This window comes from Pedobacter yulinensis, from assembly GCF_003029735.1.
GTDB classification, from domain to species: domain Bacteria; phylum Bacteroidota; class Bacteroidia; order Sphingobacteriales; family Sphingobacteriaceae; genus Pedobacter; species Pedobacter yulinensis.
Genome location: NZ_KZ686268.1, coordinates 628177 through 645211, shown reverse-complemented (window position 1 = coordinate 645211; position 17035 = coordinate 628177). Strand labels below are relative to the sequence as shown.

General features: G+C 46.3%; 12 protein-coding genes. 8 read left to right on the top strand and 4 right to left on the bottom strand.

The window, feature by feature from the left end; all coding sequences use genetic code 11:
* The first annotated feature begins 86 nt into the window (after positions 1-86).
* From C7T94_RS02845 to C7T94_RS02825, 5 genes are all read left to right on the top strand, one after another.
* Positions 87-3401: a DUF4175 family protein gene (locus C7T94_RS02845; RefSeq protein ID WP_107213450.1), complete on the top strand. Its 3315-nt coding sequence runs from the start codon at positions 87-89 to the stop codon at positions 3399-3401.
* Between the two features lie 4 nt (positions 3402-3405).
* Positions 3406-3834: an rRNA maturation RNase YbeY gene (gene ybeY / locus C7T94_RS02840; RefSeq protein WP_107213448.1), complete on the top strand. Its 429-nt coding sequence runs from the start codon at positions 3406-3408 to the stop codon at positions 3832-3834.
* A 152-nt stretch (positions 3835-3986) separates the two neighbouring features.
* Complete coding sequence (locus tag C7T94_RS02835) at positions 3987-5837, top strand: ABC-F family ATP-binding cassette domain-containing protein (RefSeq protein ID WP_107213446.1); 1851 nt, start codon at positions 3987-3989, stop codon at positions 5835-5837.
* A 53-nt stretch (positions 5838-5890) separates the two neighbouring features.
* Positions 5891-7753, top strand: coding sequence for a tRNA uridine-5-carboxymethylaminomethyl(34) synthesis enzyme MnmG (gene mnmG / locus C7T94_RS02830; protein ID WP_107213444.1), 1863 nt, complete (start codon positions 5891-5893; stop codon positions 7751-7753).
* A 120-nt stretch (positions 7754-7873) separates the two neighbouring features.
* The gene (locus tag C7T94_RS02825) at positions 7874-9508 is read left to right on the top strand and encodes an Ig-like domain-containing protein (RefSeq protein ID WP_107213441.1); all 1635 of its coding nucleotides are present in this window, start codon (positions 7874-7876) and stop codon (positions 9506-9508) included.
* Here C7T94_RS02825 and C7T94_RS02820 read toward each other — a convergent pair.
* Together C7T94_RS02820 and nadB are read right to left on the bottom strand one after the other, a co-directional pair.
* Positions 9505-10014: a gamma carbonic anhydrase family protein gene (locus tag C7T94_RS02820; RefSeq protein ID WP_107213439.1), complete on the bottom strand. Its 510-nt coding sequence runs from the start codon at positions 10012-10014 to the stop codon at positions 9505-9507. The genes C7T94_RS02825 and C7T94_RS02820 overlap by 4 nt on opposite strands.
* A 3-nt stretch (positions 10015-10017) precedes the next feature.
* Complete coding sequence (gene nadB, locus C7T94_RS02815) at positions 10018-11604, bottom strand: L-aspartate oxidase (RefSeq protein WP_107213437.1); 1587 nt, start codon at positions 11602-11604, stop codon at positions 10018-10020.
* A gap of 406 nt (positions 11605-12010) precedes the next feature.
* On the opposite strand from nadB, the gene nadA reads away from it, so the two are divergent.
* Positions 12011-13003 (top strand): quinolinate synthase NadA, encoded by a 993-nt coding sequence (nadA, locus tag C7T94_RS02810; protein WP_107213435.1) that lies wholly within the window; start codon positions 12011-12013, stop codon positions 13001-13003.
* Between the two features lie 7 nt (positions 13004-13010).
* Entirely contained in the window at positions 13011-14075 is a 1065-nt protein-coding gene (gene thiL / locus C7T94_RS02805; RefSeq protein WP_107213433.1) for a thiamine-phosphate kinase, read from the top strand.
* Here thiL and C7T94_RS02800 read toward each other — a convergent pair.
* Complete coding sequence (locus C7T94_RS02800; protein ID WP_107213431.1) at positions 14072-15382, bottom strand: DNA recombination protein RmuC; 1311 nt, start codon at positions 15380-15382, stop codon at positions 14072-14074. The two genes, thiL and C7T94_RS02800, sit on opposite strands and share 4 nt — an antisense overlap.
* A 470-nt stretch (positions 15383-15852) precedes the next feature.
* Here C7T94_RS02800 and C7T94_RS02795 point away from each other — a divergent pair, with 470 nt between their 5' ends.
* Positions 15853-16548, top strand: coding sequence for a zinc metallopeptidase (locus tag C7T94_RS02795; RefSeq protein WP_107213429.1), 696 nt, complete (start codon positions 15853-15855; stop codon positions 16546-16548).
* A 92-nt stretch (positions 16549-16640) separates the two neighbouring features.
* Here the strand turns inward: C7T94_RS02795 and apaG are convergent, their stop codons facing one another.
* Entirely contained in the window at positions 16641-17027 is a 387-nt protein-coding gene (gene apaG, locus C7T94_RS02790) for a Co2+/Mg2+ efflux protein ApaG (RefSeq protein ID WP_107213428.1), read from the bottom strand.
* Between the last annotated feature and the right edge of the window lie 8 nt (positions 17028-17035).

Here is a 17035-nt window from a genome sequence, read left to right as displayed (position 1 = left end):
TGTAACCATCCGAAATGAAATGAAAGGCATTACACCCTTCGGTATGCAGTGGGCGCAATTTGGCCATGATTTGATATATTTACGTGATGGAAAGAGATCAGTACAGGGCTTTACTGGATAAGATCGACGGGTTTATCAGAAGATTTTACCTGAGCAAGGTTGTTCGGGGCAGCATTTATGCCGGTGCCTGCATCCTGGCCATGTACCTGCTTATATTTTCATGGATTTATTTTGCACACCCGGGTGCGGGGGTTAAAACTGCAGTATTTTTTTTCTTTCTTTCAGCCTCAGCTGTTGTAATTGGCTACTGGATGCTGCGCCCTTTTCTTTCTCTGCTGCGCATAGGGCGGCACCTGAGCACCGAGGAAGCGGCTACCTTAATTGGCCGTCATTTTACAGGGGTCAGAGATAAACTATTAAATACGCTTCAATTGAAGCAGTTGTCAGAGCTTGATCCTCAGAACAGCCGCCTGATCGCAGCGGGCATTGAACAGCGCCTTTCAGAATTGCGTCCGGTTCCCTTCTATACAGCTGTACGCATGCGCGATAACAGAAGGTACCTCAAATTTCTCCTCCTTCCTGCCTCTGCCATTTTGCTCATTGCCCTTATCGCTCCCGCCATACTGCGCGAAGGCACGACTGGTTTGATCGAGTATGACCGCTACATTCCGCCGAAGGCACCTTTTGCATTTAGATTAATGAACAGGCAGCTAACCGTCATGCAGGGCAGCGACCTGGAACTTGATGTCGCTTTGCAAGGTTCGGTCATTCCAAATGAAGTCTATGTGCAGGATGGTATTAACCGCTACAAAGCGGAAAAACAAAGTCTGTCGCGCTTCCGTTACACCCTGCGCAACCTGCAGCAGTCCAGAACGCTATATTTCAGCGGCGGCGGCTTTACCTCGGCTGGTTTTACCGTTACTGTCATCCTAAAACCTACACTTCTACATATGAAGGCGCGGATTGTTTACCCTGCTTACCTGGCAAAAACAGGCAGAACTGCTGAGCAGGCCGGCGATCTGGAGGTTCCCGAGGGCGCTACGGTCACCTGGGAGATTGCGACAGAACATGCCAGCCGCCTGATTTTTGGTCTGGATCACAACACGCACATCCTTGAAGTAGCCGGCAAGCGCGCTTCCTTTACAGCATTAGTCAGGCATCATGGCCAATACACCGTTCAACCGCTGAATGCGGCTAATAAGGCCGGCGATTCGATCAGCCATTCCATACGTGTTATAAAAGACCAGCCGCCTGAAATCGACATCATTGAGAACACCGACTCATCTGCACGCAACGCCTATTATTTTACAGGTTCCATTGCAGACGATCACGGGTTCAGTTCTCTCTTTTTCAAATATGTTATCAAGCAGAACGGCAAAACACGGCGCTCTGTCAGTCACCGCCTCAGGCTTGGTCCCGCATCTGCCCAGCGCTTTTTCCATGCCTGGAAACTGGATCAGGGCCAGGTAAATCCCGGCGATGTTGTGGAATACTTTTTCGAAGTATCTGATAATGACGGCATTAATGGAGCAAAGACAGTCCGTTCGATACCGGGCGTTATTCAGGTTGACACCGAAAGCGAACAAAAAGAGCGCCTGCGCACCAACAGCCAATCGCTGAAACAAAAAATGAAAGCGGCCGTAAACCTGGCGGCACAGGTTGAAAAAGACACCCGGAAACTAGGCCAGTCCTTTTTGGACAAAGCACAGCTAAGCAGCGAAGACCGTAAACAGATCAGCCAGCTGCTTCAGAAACAAAAACAGCTTGACCAGGCCGTAAAAGAGATCCGGGAGCTGCAACAGCAGACAAATGCTGAGCAAAACGAAGCCATGCAAGACGCTGATCTTCAGGAAAAACAGAGGCAGATTGAAGAGCTGTTTAACAATGCGCTGGATGAAAAGACCCGTGAAATGCTGGAAAAACTCCAGGCACTTATCGATCAGAACAACAAGGAGCGGGTCACACAGGAGATGAGCAAAATGCAGCTTGATAACAAAACAGTTAAAAATGAGCTGGACCGCATCCTCGAACTTTATAAACAGCTTGAATTTGAACAGGAACTAAAATCTGGCATAGAAACACTGAAGGATCTCGCCAAAGCCCAGGAAGAGCTCGCCGCGCAGACAGGCAAGCAAAGTTCCGCTCCTTCCCAGCTTGAAAAGGCTCAAAACCAATTGTCTGGGAAACTATCTGAGCTAAAGAAAGAGTTGGCCGAGCTGCAGCAAAAAGACCAGCGCCTGGAACGTCCCAATCAATTCAGGCCGCCCGAAAAAGAAATGGACGACATCAGTAAGTCTATGGAGGAGAGCAGCCAGGCATTGAGCAAAAACGAAAAGGAGAAGTCGGCCGGTAAACAACAACGGGCCGCTCGACAGATGCAGCAGCTGGCCAGGCAAATGGAAGAAATGCAGCAGGAGTCTGAATCAGCTGAAAACAAAGTCAACACGGCCGATCTTCGAAAACTGCTTGAAAATCTGTTAAAGGCTTCATTTGAGCAGGAAAAGGTCATGACCGCCCTGAAAAAAATGAACGGCAATGACCCTGCTTACGCAGCCGCCGTTCAACGGCAGCGCAACATCAAAGACAACATGAAAACTGTTGCCGATAGCCTGTATGCGCTGAGCAGGCGCGTTCCACAGATCGAGACGCCGGTTAACGAGGAAGTCAATAAAATCAATTTTAATATTGATAAAAGCCTGGAAAGCCTTGGGGAACGCCGTACAGCAGAGGGGAACCGTTTTCAACAGTTTGCCATGACTTCGTTAAACACACTGGCTGTCATGCTGAATGAGGCACTCGAGCAAATGCAGCGGGCACAAAAAAATGCCAGCGGGAAAGGCAAAGGCAAACAAAGCGCGGGCATGCAGCAACTTGCCAGAATGCAGGAGCAGTTGAATAAGAACATGCAGCAGGCCCGCGAACAAATGCAAAAATCAGGCAATGCAGGGAAAGTACCAAAAGGCCAGATGAGTGAGCAATTTGCCCGTATGGCCCAGCAGCAGCAGTTGATCAGGGAAGCGCTTCAGAAGCTGAACACTGAAAAAAACAAAGATGGTAAAGGCAGTTTGGGCAATCTCAATCAGACCATCAATGAGATGAAACAAACGGAGAATGATCTGGTCAACAAAAGATTGCAGCAGGAAACGCTGATGCGACAGAAGAACCTGCTCACCAAATTGCTCGACGCAGAAAAAGCTGAGCGGGACCAGGATGAGGAAGAGCGCCGCGAAAGCCGGGCCGGTCGTGATATTCCACCGGGGTATCAAAAAATGCTGGAACAATTCAGGAAGGAGCATGCCCAGGCTGAAGAGTTGATCGAGAAAGCTCCCCCCGGTCTGAACAGTTATTACAGGCAAAAACTTGGCGAATACTACAAATTGTTAGATTTGCGCAAAAAATAACAGCATGGCATTGATCAACTTTTTTTCTGAAGAAACCGACTTTGTCCCTTCTAAAAAGCTTTTTCTTCGTAAATGGATCAAACAATGTGTAACCGATGAGGGGGCCCGCCTGCAGGAGCTGAATTTCATTTTCTGTTCTGATGCCTACCTCTTGCAGATGAACCAGAAATACCTGCGGCACGATACCCTGACGGATATCATTACATTTGACAATGCAGAAAAAGAAGGTGTGCTGGCGGGCGATATTTTTATCAGCGTTGAGCGCGTTCAGGAAAATGCAGCGCAATATCAGGTTGCTTTCTTTGATGAGCTTTGCCGGATTCTCATCCATGGAACACTGCATTTGCTTGGTTATACCGACAAAACGAAACAGGATAAGCTAAAGATGACAGCGATGGAAGATCGCTGCCTTGAAAAACGGTCTGCGCTATAGCAGCTTTTTGGTTTTGATGTTGTTGGACCTGTCCCCACTTTTGCTTATTCAACAACTCTGCTCATTTGAAAATGACCTGAACCTGAACCACTCACCTGCAATACTCAGTTATATTGCCTATTTTTGTACGTTTTTACCATAGATAGATAGAATTGAGTACGTTAATTGCTGCTGAGAATTTAGGTCATGCTTACCATGATGAATGGCTGTTTAAGAATCTGACCCTGGGCATCCAGCCCGGACAGCGCGTAGCGCTTGTAGGCATAAATGGCGCAGGCAAAAGCACCTTGTTAAAGCTTTTGGCTGAGCGCTTCGAGCCGTTAGAAGGCAAAATCGTTAAAAACAAATCGGTGCGGATTGGTTTTCTGGACCAGGATCCACAGTTTAACGAAGCCTATTCCATCAGTGATTTCATTTTTTCAACCGAGAACCGCCAGCAGCAATTGATCCGAGAATATGAAGAATTACTCGAAGATCCCGATCCGGACCAGGATAAACTGAATAAGTTATATGAGGATCTGAGTGAACATAACGCCTGGGAATTTGAGCACCAGATCAAAACCATTCTCAGCCGCATGGGAATTCAGCATCTGCAACAAAAGATCGGTACCCTATCTGGCGGTCAGCGCAAGCGGCTTGCTCTGGCTAAACTCCTGATCGACGATCCTGATTTCCTCGTACTTGATGAGCCGACTAACCATTTGGACATTGATACAATAGAGTGGTTGGAAAAGTTACTGACCACGGGTAATAAGACGCTCCTTCTTGTTACGCACGACCGGTACTTCCTTGACAATGTCTGCAACAGTATTGTTGAACTGGATCAGGGAAAGATGTTCAGTTACCAAGGCAATTATGCCTATTTTCTGGAGCGTAAGGCAGAGCGTTCAGCTTCAGAAGCAAGTTCACTTCAAAAGAATCAGAACCTGCTTAAGAAAGAATTGGAGTGGATGCGCAGGCAACCACAAGCCCGGGCCACCAAATCTCAGGCGCGGATCGATGCCTTTTATGATTTGGAGGAAAAAACTAAGCAAAAGTCTTCAAATCAGTCCGTTACATTAAATATGAAGATGTCTCGCCAGGGTGGAAAAATCCTGGAATTGGATCATATTCAGAAAACGTTTGACAGCCGGGCCATTATTGATGATTTTTCGTATGTTTTTAAAAAAGGAGACCGAATAGGCCTGGCTGGCAAGAATGGAACTGGCAAGTCAACTTTATTGAATATTCTGACAGGTGTGCTTGCTCCCGATTCCGGAAAGGTCGACATCGGAGAAACGACTGTATTTGGTTATTACCGTCAGGGCGGACTTGCCTTCAATGAAAAGGACCGGGTGATTGATGTAGTTAAATCGACTGCCGAGTATATTAAAATGGCCGATGGTTCTACAATCTCTGCCTCGGCCTTATTGACACTTTTTCTCTTCCCTCCCAAAAAACAGCATGGTATGGTGGAGAAGTTAAGTGGTGGAGAACGCAAGCGGCTTCAGTTAATGCGGGTGCTTATGCAAAACCCGAACTTCCTCATCCTCGATGAGCCGACGAATGACCTCGACATTGATACCTTGAATGTTCTGGAGGAATTTCTGGAAAATTTCCCGGGCATTCTGATGCTGGTTTCACACGACCGCTATCTCCTTGACAAGATGAGCGACCAATTGTTTATCATGGAAGGAGAAGGAAAGGTTCGTGTTTATAATGGAAACTATTCGGAGTATCGCCTGAGCCTGGAAAACGCCAAAGTTGCAAAAGAGAAATCAAAGCAAGTCTCATCCGCAAGCAATAGCACCCAGAAACGAACGTTTAAAGAGCAGCAAGCACTAATCCAGGCAGAACAAAATATTAGTGAGATCGAGAAAAAGATTGCTGATCTAACGGTTGAGTTGAACAATACTGACGGCACTGATTTTGAGAAGATTCAGATGCTTTCAGATCAATTGTTACAGTTACAAAAAGAACTTGATCACCATACGGAAGTATGGATTGAGCTGTCAGAAAAATAACGTTCCACGTGAAACATGAGCATGTTGTTTCACGTGGAACCTAAACCGATACAATGTTTAAAGAATACGACATCATAGTTGTTGGTGCAGGACACGCCGGATGCGAAGCCGCTTCTGCTGCTGCAAACCTCGGATCTTCTGTATTGCTTGTAACCATGAACATGGGAACAATCGCACAAATGAGCTGTAATCCGGCCATGGGAGGCGTGGCAAAAGGCCAAATTGTGAGAGAAGTTGATGCTTTAGGTGGCCTCTCAGGTATAATTTCAGATAAGACGACCATCCAATTCAGGATGTTAAACCGTTCAAAAGGTCCGGCAATGTGGAGCCCGCGCGCGCAGATTGACCGGATGCGGTTCGCTGAGGAATGGAGACTTGCATTAGAAGCCAACCCGAACATCGATCTTTGGCAAGATAATGTAATCGGCCTGCTTGTTAGCGATAACCAGGTAAAAGGGGTAGTTACAGCTCTAGGCATTGAAATAAGCGGAAAGGCGGTCGTCCTGACAAACGGTACCTTCTTGAATGGTACCATTCATATTGGTGAAAAGCGCTTTGGAGGTGGCCGAACCGCAGAACGCGCTTCTACTGGAATTACCGAACAGCTGGTATCACTAGGCCTTGAAGCTGGCCGGATGAAAACGGGTACTCCTCCGCGCGTCGATGGCAGAAGTCTTGATTTTACCAAAATGGAAGAGCAGTGGGGAGATGAAGAACGAGGACGGTTCAGCTTCACAGATGTCCCACTTTCACAAGATCAACGCTGTTGCTGGATCACGTATACCAATGATCGGGTACACGAAACCCTAAAGGAGGGATTTGAAAAATCGCCCATGTTTACCGGCCGTATAAAGGGGCTTGGTCCTCGGTATTGTCCATCAATTGAAGATAAAATCAACCGATTCGCTGAGCGTGATCGTCACCAGATATTTGTAGAGCCAGAAGGCTGGCATACCTGCGAAATATACGTCAACGGCTTCTCTACATCGCTGCCAGAAGAGGTGCAATTACGTGCGCTCAGACAGATTCCGGGATTTGAACGAGCTAAAATGTTTAGACCCGGTTACGCCATAGAATATGACTTCTTTCCTCCTACTCAATTACAGCTTTCATTAGAGACCAAACAGATCAGCAATCTGTACCTTGCCGGCCAGATTAATGGTACGACAGGGTATGAAGAAGCGGCTTGCCAGGGTTTTATTGCAGGCATCAATGCACATCGCAAAATCAACGAAGCAGATGAATTGATCTTAAAACGTTCAGAAAGTTATATTGGTGTACTCATCGACGATCTCGTTACAAAAGGAACCGAAGAACCTTACCGGATGTTCACGTCACGTGCCGAACACCGGCTCCTGCTCAGGCAGGATAATGCCGATATCAGGCTTACGCCAATTGGACATGACCTCGGCCTGATTAGCAATGCACGCCTTGATAAGGTCAATAAAAAAGTTGCCAATGCCGACGCCATCGTGGCATATACGAAAAAGGAAAGTCTGTCAATGCATAATGCGAATGAGCTTTTAACCGAACTAGGTACAGCGCCCCTCACTCAGAACGTTAAGTTATGGAGCGTAGTATGCCGGCCACAGGTCAGTTTAAGTGATTTAAGTACAGTTCACGGCGGACTCTTCGAATTGCTTCAGCAGCACGATCAGGAGACTGTTGAACAGGCGGAGATTAAAATTAAATATGACAGCTATTTTGAAAAAGAACTCGAAATTGTTGGAAAGATGCAACGCATGGAAGACAAGGAAATCAATCCCGATTTTGACTACAACAAAATAGTCTCCATCTCGAAAGAAGCTCGTGAAAAACTATTTAAGATCAAACCGAGAACTCTCGGGCAAGCTTCCCGAATTTCGGGTGTTTCGCCTTCCGATATTTCTGTCCTCATGGTACATATTTCTAAGTAATTGATAATCAGTATGTTGACTTTTTGAACTGCGACTTGAAATAGAGCTCATTAATCGCTTAAAAAATATTTTAGATCGTAACGATCCAAAGACAATAAAAATCGCTTAAATCGCTTTAAAATGCCTGAAACACGCCAATGCCTGCTTCGTGTAATTTATATCGCCCTGATCTTGCTATTTGCCGGCTGCGCGAGCATGCAGGCACCTCAGGGCGGACCGAAAGACGAAAAACCACCCAAAGTATTGCGGATGGAGCCGAAAGACCAGACGACAAACTTCAGCGCTCAAAAAATCACAATAGAGTTCGATGAATATTTCAAACTTCAAAATCAGTTCAAGGAGTTTTCTGTATCACCCGAACAAGAGAAACCCCCGCTTTTAAAGATCAGGGGCAAACGTCTGGAAGTTACTTTCCAGGATAGCCTGGAAAAAAATACTACCTATACCCTCAACTTCGGAAAATCTGTAGGCGACGTCAATGAAGGCAACACGGTGAACAACCTGACATATGTGTTCTCTACCGGGCCTAAACTAGACTCCCTGCGCATATCGGGCAACGTAACTCAGGCACTTACTGGCGAACCGCCTAAAGAAGCCCTGGTCTTTATCCTTCCCTTGTCACGCGATACGTTGTTTGGAAAAGGAAAGCCCTCTATTTTTACTACCACAGACAGTTCCGGAAACTTCATGCTTAAAAATCTCCGTGCGGATACATATAAAATATATGCCATTCGCGAACAGGAAAATGGCGGCGACAAAATTTATCAGCAAATCAATGATCAGGTAGCCTTTGTAAAAGAGCCCGTTAAACTTGATAAAAATATCGATAGCATCAAACTTCGGCTATTTAAAGAAAACGCGGGAACACTCCGGGTTCTGGATAGGAAAATCAACAGCGACGGCTCCATCCTGCTGTCTTTTAACAGGCAATTAAAGCGGCCTGCTGTTACGATCACAGAACCCGCCGAAATCGACGCGCGCAAACTGGTTAAATTCAGCGCTGCAAATGATAGCGCCAGAATATGGCTTACGAGTATGGATTTCGACTCTGTGGGGATTGCCCTATCAGATACCGGAAAAGTACTTCAAAACATTCGTCTAACCAGGGCACGTAATGCCAAGTATGAACGCAACCTTACTGCTGCAGACAACCTGGCCGGATCGCGCCTGAATTTTTACCGCCATCTTGAACTGGTCTTCAATATGCCGGTGACGTCTGCAGATGCCGGCAAGATTACGTTTCAGGAAGATTCACTGACCCGGCAGAACTTTCAGCTTCAAAAAGACAGTACCGATTTTCTAAAATACCGATTGGTCTATCCTTGGCGTACCAAACGAAAATATACCATTAAGTTTGCTGAAGGTGCTTTTACAGCCATTTACAACACAAAAAACAAGGCTTTTACCAAAACGTTCGAGCTAGAGCCCAAAGACAGTTATGGCACATTGAGTCTGTCTGTTCAGGTCCCGGACACTGCGTCCAGTTACCTGATACAACTTCTGGACGAGAAAAAGGAAACGATCCTAAGACAAGACATCATCACCAAGAATCGAACCATTCTGTACGCGAATTTCGAGGCAAAAACCTACTTTGTCAGGGTCGTGTATGATGCAAATAGAAATGGCCTCTGGGATACCGGAAACGTGCAACTGGGCATCCAGCCCGAACGCATCTGGCTGGCAGAGAAAGAAATGTCTATCCGTGCCAACTGGGACAGAAATGAGGTTCTCCAGGTTCCGGCAGCTGCACCCTAACTAAACCAACCGGCGTACATCAGGTAATTATCGGGAAGACGTTCAAGCAGTGCACGCTGCTCGTTGGTAATTGGTTTGATCTTCCTGGCCGGCGTACCCGCGTACAGGTAACCAGACTCGCATCGGCTGTTCTCAAGAACAACAGATCCTGCAGCTATAATTACAAAAGGCTCTATACAGGCATGGTCCATGACAATGGCACCCATTCCAATCAGCACATGGTCTTCAACCGTGCAGCCGTGAACAATCGCATTGTGGCCTATGGAAACCCGGTTACCAATAACTGTAGCCGCTTTCTGGTACGTGGCATGAATAACAGCTCCATCCTGGATATTCGTTTCACGACCAATCGTGATGCTGTTCACATCGCCCCTGATCACGGCATTAAACCAAATTGAACAACGGTCTCCAATTACAACATCTCCAACAATAGTTGCATTGGGTGCAATAAACAAATCTGCTCCAAGTTCCGGATATTTTTCTTTAACAGGCAGGATAAGTGGCATATTTTAAAATACAGTGTCTTCTAGCCCGGGGGCATGTTCAGGATAATCGGTCGTATAATGTAAGCCGCGGCTTTCCTTGCGCATCATTGCTGATTTAATGATCACATAAGCCACCTGGATTACGTTTCTGAGCTCACATAACTTTACAGAAACCTTGTTTTTCTTATAAAATTCTTCAGTCTCCGTATACAGCAAAAACAGCCTGCGGTGTGCCCGGTCCAGCCGGAAATCAGAACGTACAATACCTACATAATCACTCATGATCTTCTGCGTTTCGCGCAGGTTATGCGTAACCAGAATCTCCTCTTCAGATTGCGTTACGCCCTGCTCATCCCATTCAGGAATTGCCGGAGGCAGCACAACAGACGGTAACTTCTGCACCGCATCTTCAAAAATACGGTGCGCAAAAACAGTCGCTTCGAGTAAAGAATTAGATGCCAGCCTGTTCGCACCATGCAGTCCGGTAGAGGAACATTCGCCGCATGCGTACAGGTTCTGAATGGAGGAACGGCCGTACGCATCAACCAGGATGCCTCCACACATATAATGTGCCGCAGGTGTTACCGGAATATAGTTTCTGGTCATATCGATACCAATACTCAGGCACTTCTGATAAATGTTCGGGAAATGCTGCAGAATATCTTCCTTGCTGCGATGGGTAATATCCAGATAAACAAAATCTTCACCTGATTTTTTCATTTCAGCGTCGATGGCCCGTGCAACGATATCGCGTGGTGCAAGGGACTTGCGTTCGTCGTATTCATGCATGAACTCCTCCCCGTTCTTGCGCCGCAGCACACCGCCGAAGCCGCGTACAGCTTCAGAAATCAGGAAAGAAGGGTACTCGCCGGGGTTGTAGAGTGCTGTTGGATGGAATTGGATAAACTCCATGTTGCGCACTTTTCCTTTGGCCCGGTAAACCATGGCCATTCCATCACCTGTTGCAATAACCGGGTTAGTCGTTGCCGAATACACATGTCCGCAGCCGCCTGAAGCCATAATTGTTAATTTCGCACATATCTTTTCCACATCGTTATTCTCTGTGTTAAAAGCATATATGCCGTAACAGCGTATCCCTTCGGTGCGTTTATCAACAAACTCACCCAGATGGTGTTGTGTAATCAGTTCCAGCGCGAAGTAGTGTGTTAATATCTCAATGTTCGGGTGCGCGTGGATTTGTTTCAGCAAAACGCTTTCTATTTCGTAGCCCGTAATGTCTTTATAATGTAGTACCCGGTGCTCGGAATGTCCACCCTCTTTGGCCAGGTCGTAAGTTCCGGAATGGTTGCGATCAAAGTTAATCCCGTAGTCTATAATCTCTTGTATACGCTGCGGGCCTTCTTTTACAACAATTTCAACGATCTCTTCATCACACAATCCATCGCCCGCAACCAGTGTATCAGTTATATGTTTCTCGAATGAATCGTCTTTGTCAACAACAACGGCTACTCCCCCCTGTGCATATTTGGTATTCGACTCATCTTCGTTTGATTTGGTAACGATCAGTACCTTGCCGTGCTGCGCCGCCTTAAGCGCAAAACTTAACCCGGCTATGCCTGAACCAATTACCAAAAAATCGACTTCTCTCATTTAATAAAAATAAAGGGTTTTTACACACCTGTTGAAAATATCACTAAAAGTGTTGATTGTATGTCTAAATAAAAAGAATAAAAACTTTTGAATGTTTAAAGCTAACCTAAATAGCTAATTTTGCACAAAATTACTGGTTATTTTTAAGCACACTTAACAGGGTAATTAACTTTTTCAGGCCAGCTAAATAATAAACATTCGGTTATTGATAAGTAAAAGAAGGGAATGGGATATACCTACAAATCAATGACATGATTTAGTCCAAGCGCATCTTCAATGTGGATAACGTCTTGAAAACTTCATAAAACGAATTATTCCGACACAATTTCTTAACACAACTAACACACTAATAAACCTTAAAAGGATTACTTAATTAAAATATTACTTATTTATTGAGACGTTGAAAATGGATACCTTAGCAGAAGTAAATCAGAAGGGATTTGTAGACGAATACATCGATCCGACACTTGATCTTTTTGCCGAGATCGAGCGGTTGAAAAAGGAGAAAAATGCGATTATTCTGGCACACTACTACCAGGAACCTGATATACAGGACATTGCAGATTATATAGGCGACAGCCTGGGGTTATCGCAAGAGGCAGCGAAAACCGATGCCAGCCTGATCGTATTTGCGGGTGTTCATTTCATGGCCGAGACGGCCAAGATCCTGTCGCCCGGCAAAAAAGTGCTTTTGCCGGATGTAAAAGCAGGTTGTTCGCTGGCAGACAGTTGTCCGCCACATCTGTTCAGGAAATTTAAGGAGAAGTACCCGGACCACCTGGTCATCACGTATGTGAACTGCACTGCAGAACTGAAGGCTTTGAGCGATATTGTTTGCACCAGCACCAATGCGGTACAGATCGTTGAAAGTTTGCCGGCAGACCAGAAGATCATTTTTGGACCCGACAAAAACCTGGGTGCTTATGTGGCGAAGAAAACAGGCAGAGACCTGGTGCTGTGGAATGGAGCCTGCATGGTGCATGAAATTTTTTCACAGGAAAAAATTACCCGGCTACGCGAACGGCACCCTGCTGCCAAGTTTATTGCCCATCCGGAATGTGAGGAGGTTGTATTGCAGATGGCTGACTATGTTGGCTCGACCACCGGACTGTTGAAATATACCATCAACAGCGAGGCAGAAGAGTTTATCGTTGCTACAGAAAGTGGAATTATCCACCAGATGGAAAAGGCCAATCCCGGGAAAACTTTTATTCCGGCACCGCCGAACAACAGTTGTGCCTGCAATGACTGTCCGTATATGAAGCGGAACACACTTGAGAAACTGTACTTGTGTCTTAAAAACGAATACCCGGAAGTTACCGTACCGGAGCACATTATAGAACGCGCCAGGGTGCCGATCGAGCGAATGCTTGATATTTCAGCAAAACTGGGCCTTTAGAAAGATCATGTTTGAGAACAGAGAAAGAACGGACATTAACGAATTGGGCGAATTTGGCCTGATCAAACACCTTACACAGCATGTTGAGTTGTTGAGCGAGCATTCTGTAAAAGGGGTGGGTGATGACGCTGCCGTACTGGATGCTAAAAACCTCAGTACCCTGGTTTCCACCGACCTGCTGATGGAAGGCATTCACTTTGACCTGACCTATGTTCCGCTGGTTCACCTGGGTTATAAGGCCGTTCAGGTTAACCTTAGCGACATTTATGCCATGAATGGGGTGGCAGCTCAGATCACTGTATCGATCGCACTTTCCAGCCGCTTTCCGCTCGAGGCTGTAGAAGAAATTTATAAAGGGATTAACCTGGCCTGCAAGAAATACAATATTGACCTGGTTGGCGGCGATACCACATCGAGCAAACAGGGGCTGGTTATCAGCATTACCAGCATTGGTTACGCAAAGCCTGAAGATATTGCCTACCGAAATGGTGCAAAGGAACACGACCTGATCTGTGTGTCTGGCGACCTGGGTGCTGCCTATCTTGGCCTTCAGATCCTGGAACGGGAAAAACAGATTTACCTGGAAAATCCAAAAATTCAGCCTGACCTGGAGGGAAAAGACTACCTGATCGAGCGACAGCTCAAACCAGAAGCGCGGCGTGATATTGTAGCCCTGCTCGCAGACCTGGGTATCAAACCCACTGCCATGATCGACGTGTCTGATGGCCTGGCCTCTGAGTTGCTGCACCTGGCCGACCAAAGTGGCGTTGGTGTTACGATCTATGAGGAAAAGATCCCGCTTGACCCGATGACCTATGAGACGGCCCGTGAACTGGGTCTTGACCCGACTGTATGCGCCTTAAGTGGCGGCGAAGATTATGAATTGCTGTTTACCATTAGCCAGGCCGACTATGCCAAGCTTAAACATGACGTAGACGTTACGGTGATCGGGCATATTACAGATAAAAACTCGGGCGCGAAGATGATTTCCAAGTCAGAAAAAGTCCACGAGCTCAAAGCCCAGGGTTGGAATGCCTTTATGACAAAAAACAAGGACAAGCCAGGCACCTAATCTTCTTGGGTACCCAGGTATTTGGCATCGAGCTGTTTACTTGTTTTTGCGCCGAGTTTCCTGATCTTCTCGGCCGTCGCCGAAAGGTTTCCTGTACCGGTGCATAACTTATTCATGGCTTTTTCATGTGCATCCTGGCTTTGCTTCAGGTATTTGCCGACGGCTTCCATGTCGTTTACAAAGCCAGTAAACTTATCGTAAAGTGCGCCGCCAAGCCTGGCAATTTCCAGTACGTTACGCGTTTGCCGCTCCTGTCTCCAGATGCTGGCAATGGTACGCAGCGTTGCCAATAGCGTAGAGGGGCTCACAATGACGACCCGTCGTTCCCAGGCAAAGTTGAACAGGCCGGCATCCTGCGATACAGCAAGACCGAACGATGATTCAATTGGTATGAACAGCAATACGAAGTCTGGCGTATCGATCTGGTACAAGTTCTGGTAACTTTTGGCTGCCAGTTGCTGTATATGCGTTCTTACAGAAAGCAAATGTTGCCTGGTAAAAGATTCACGCAACTCGTCAGTTTCAGCGGAAACCGCTTGTTCGTAAGCTAAAAGTGAAACTTTTGAGTCAATAACGAGATGTTTTTCGCCTGGCAGGTCTATAATAACATCGGGTTGCAGCCTGCCGCCATTTTCCTGGCTAAAGCTTGCCTGAACCCGGTATTCACGATCGCGCACCAGGCCAGAGCTTTCCAGTATGCGTTCCAGAATTACTTCACCCCAATTTCCCTGCTTTTTATTGTCTCCTTTTAACGCTTTCGTCAGGTTCGCAGCATCTTCCTGGATCTGTTTGCTTTGCTCCATCAGCTGACCGATCACCCCTTTCAGCACATTGCGTTCATCTGATTCGGCTTTATAAACACGGTCTACTTTTTCTTCGAAGCTGCGGATGTTCTCTTTCAAAGGTTGGAGTATCCGCTCCAGGTTGTCTTTGCTCTGTATGGCAAACCGTGTTGATTTGTCGTCAAGTATGTTGTTCGCAATGACCTCGAATTCCGTCTTAAGCTGCGCTTTTACCTCCTGCGTATATTTCGCCTGGTCAATTAGCTTGTCTTGTTGTGCCCGCAGCTCAGACTCTGCACGAATGGCGCGGCTTCGTTCAACAAGTAACTCCTGGTGTGCCTGTACCAGCTGATTTTTCAGTTCTTCCTTTTCCCGGTTCCAAGCAGTATAATTATGCTGGTGCTCCTGTGCCTGGCGGTCAATGAGTTCCTGAACAGGAAAAGCGGCAGGTGCCGGCTTTCTCCAAAGCATAAATACCAAAAATATGAGAATAGCGACAAGGACGATGACTAAGTAAGATTCCATTGCTAATATTTTTATCAAACTTAGTGAATTTTTTTTTCATCATGTTACGGCTCCCCCTTTCAGATGTTGTTCAACTTTAACTACAAGCGCTGCATCAGGATGGTGTGTTAATCATTTTCATCTGAGTACTTTTCTGCAACAATTTGGTGAACAATAATTTTCTATTTGTTACGTTGCAAATGCGGCCGGAAAAACACAGGCCTAGCCCCCGACCTGATCTTTCAAAGAACTTTGGCTACAACCAAAAGGGCTGCTTTCAGAAAACAGACTGCGTCCAGGCCCAGGAAAAGCTGGTTGAAGACAAATGTGAGTTTATGATACGACAAATGAGACGTTTTTTGCCCTGCTAAGTTTTGTCTGCTTATTCTTTAAAAATGGCTTGGTCAGCGTACCGATCCTGCAGATTTTCAGCTCGCTAAAAGTCAGGAACGCTTTTTGATACCGTGACTTGAGTAAAGATATAGACAGAAATGGGAACATATTTGATTTTAATTATTCCGGTACTTCTGATCAGCATGTATGTGCAGTGGCGTTTCAGAAACAGGTTTTCAAAATATGCAGAAATGCAGCTTAACAGCGGGATGTCGGGTAAGGAAGTAGCAGAAAAGATGCTGCAGGACAACGGCATATATGATGTAAAAGTGATGAGTACCGAAGGGCAGTTGACAGACCATTATAATCCTGCCAATAAAACAGTTAATTTAAGTACCGACGTTTATCATGGCCGCAGCGTTGCGGCGGCCGCTGTCGCGGCGCATGAGTGCGGGCATGCCGTGCAACATGCCAGGGCATATACCTGGTTGCAGCTGAGATCCAGTATGGTGCCAGTGGTCAGCATTTCATCCAATCTATTACAATGGGTGTTGCTGGTTGGTGTGGTGCTGTTAATGTTTAATAATCCGTTTGTATTGGGTATCGGTGTGATAGGGCTGTTCCTGGTAACCGTATTCAGTTTCATTACGCTGCCGGTAGAGTTTGATGCAAGCAACCGCGCACTGGCCTGGTTAAAGAACAACAATAGCGTTATGCAAACCGCCGAAGAGAACAAACAGGCTAAAGATGCACTCTGGTGGGCAGCTATGACCTATGTGGTTGCTGCGCTTGGTGCCCTCGCCAACCTGTTGTATTATGCGTCCATGTTATTCGCGGGCCGAAGCCGGGATTAAGCGTATAGGTAAAAAAAAATTAAGGGGAGCATTCGCTCCCCTTTTTTATTGTTCAGTTCTTCTGTTTGGCACGATGAGGCCACACATGATAGTTAATTGAGCCTGTATGGGGCGATCAAATTGAACTTTGGAATGTCTACCTGGAAGGCATGTTCGTCGAGCGTGCGGATCATTTCATATTCTCCCTCCATAAAACCCATATCAGTTTTCAGGTTAGAGCCCGATACATAGGCATGTACCTGGCCGGGCTGGATAACCGGCTGAATACCGACTACGCCTTCGCCTTCAACCGTGCGTTTTTCACGATTTGAATCGAATATAAACCATTTGCGCCTGAGCAACTGGATGGGGTATGCTGTACAGTTCTCAATCTCTATCCGGTAGGCAAACATAAAGTGTTCATTAGCCGGATTTGAATATTCTGGCTGGTAAACGGTTTCTACAGAAACTTTTACGCCTGCGGTAGTGAGTGTGACCATGCTGAAGC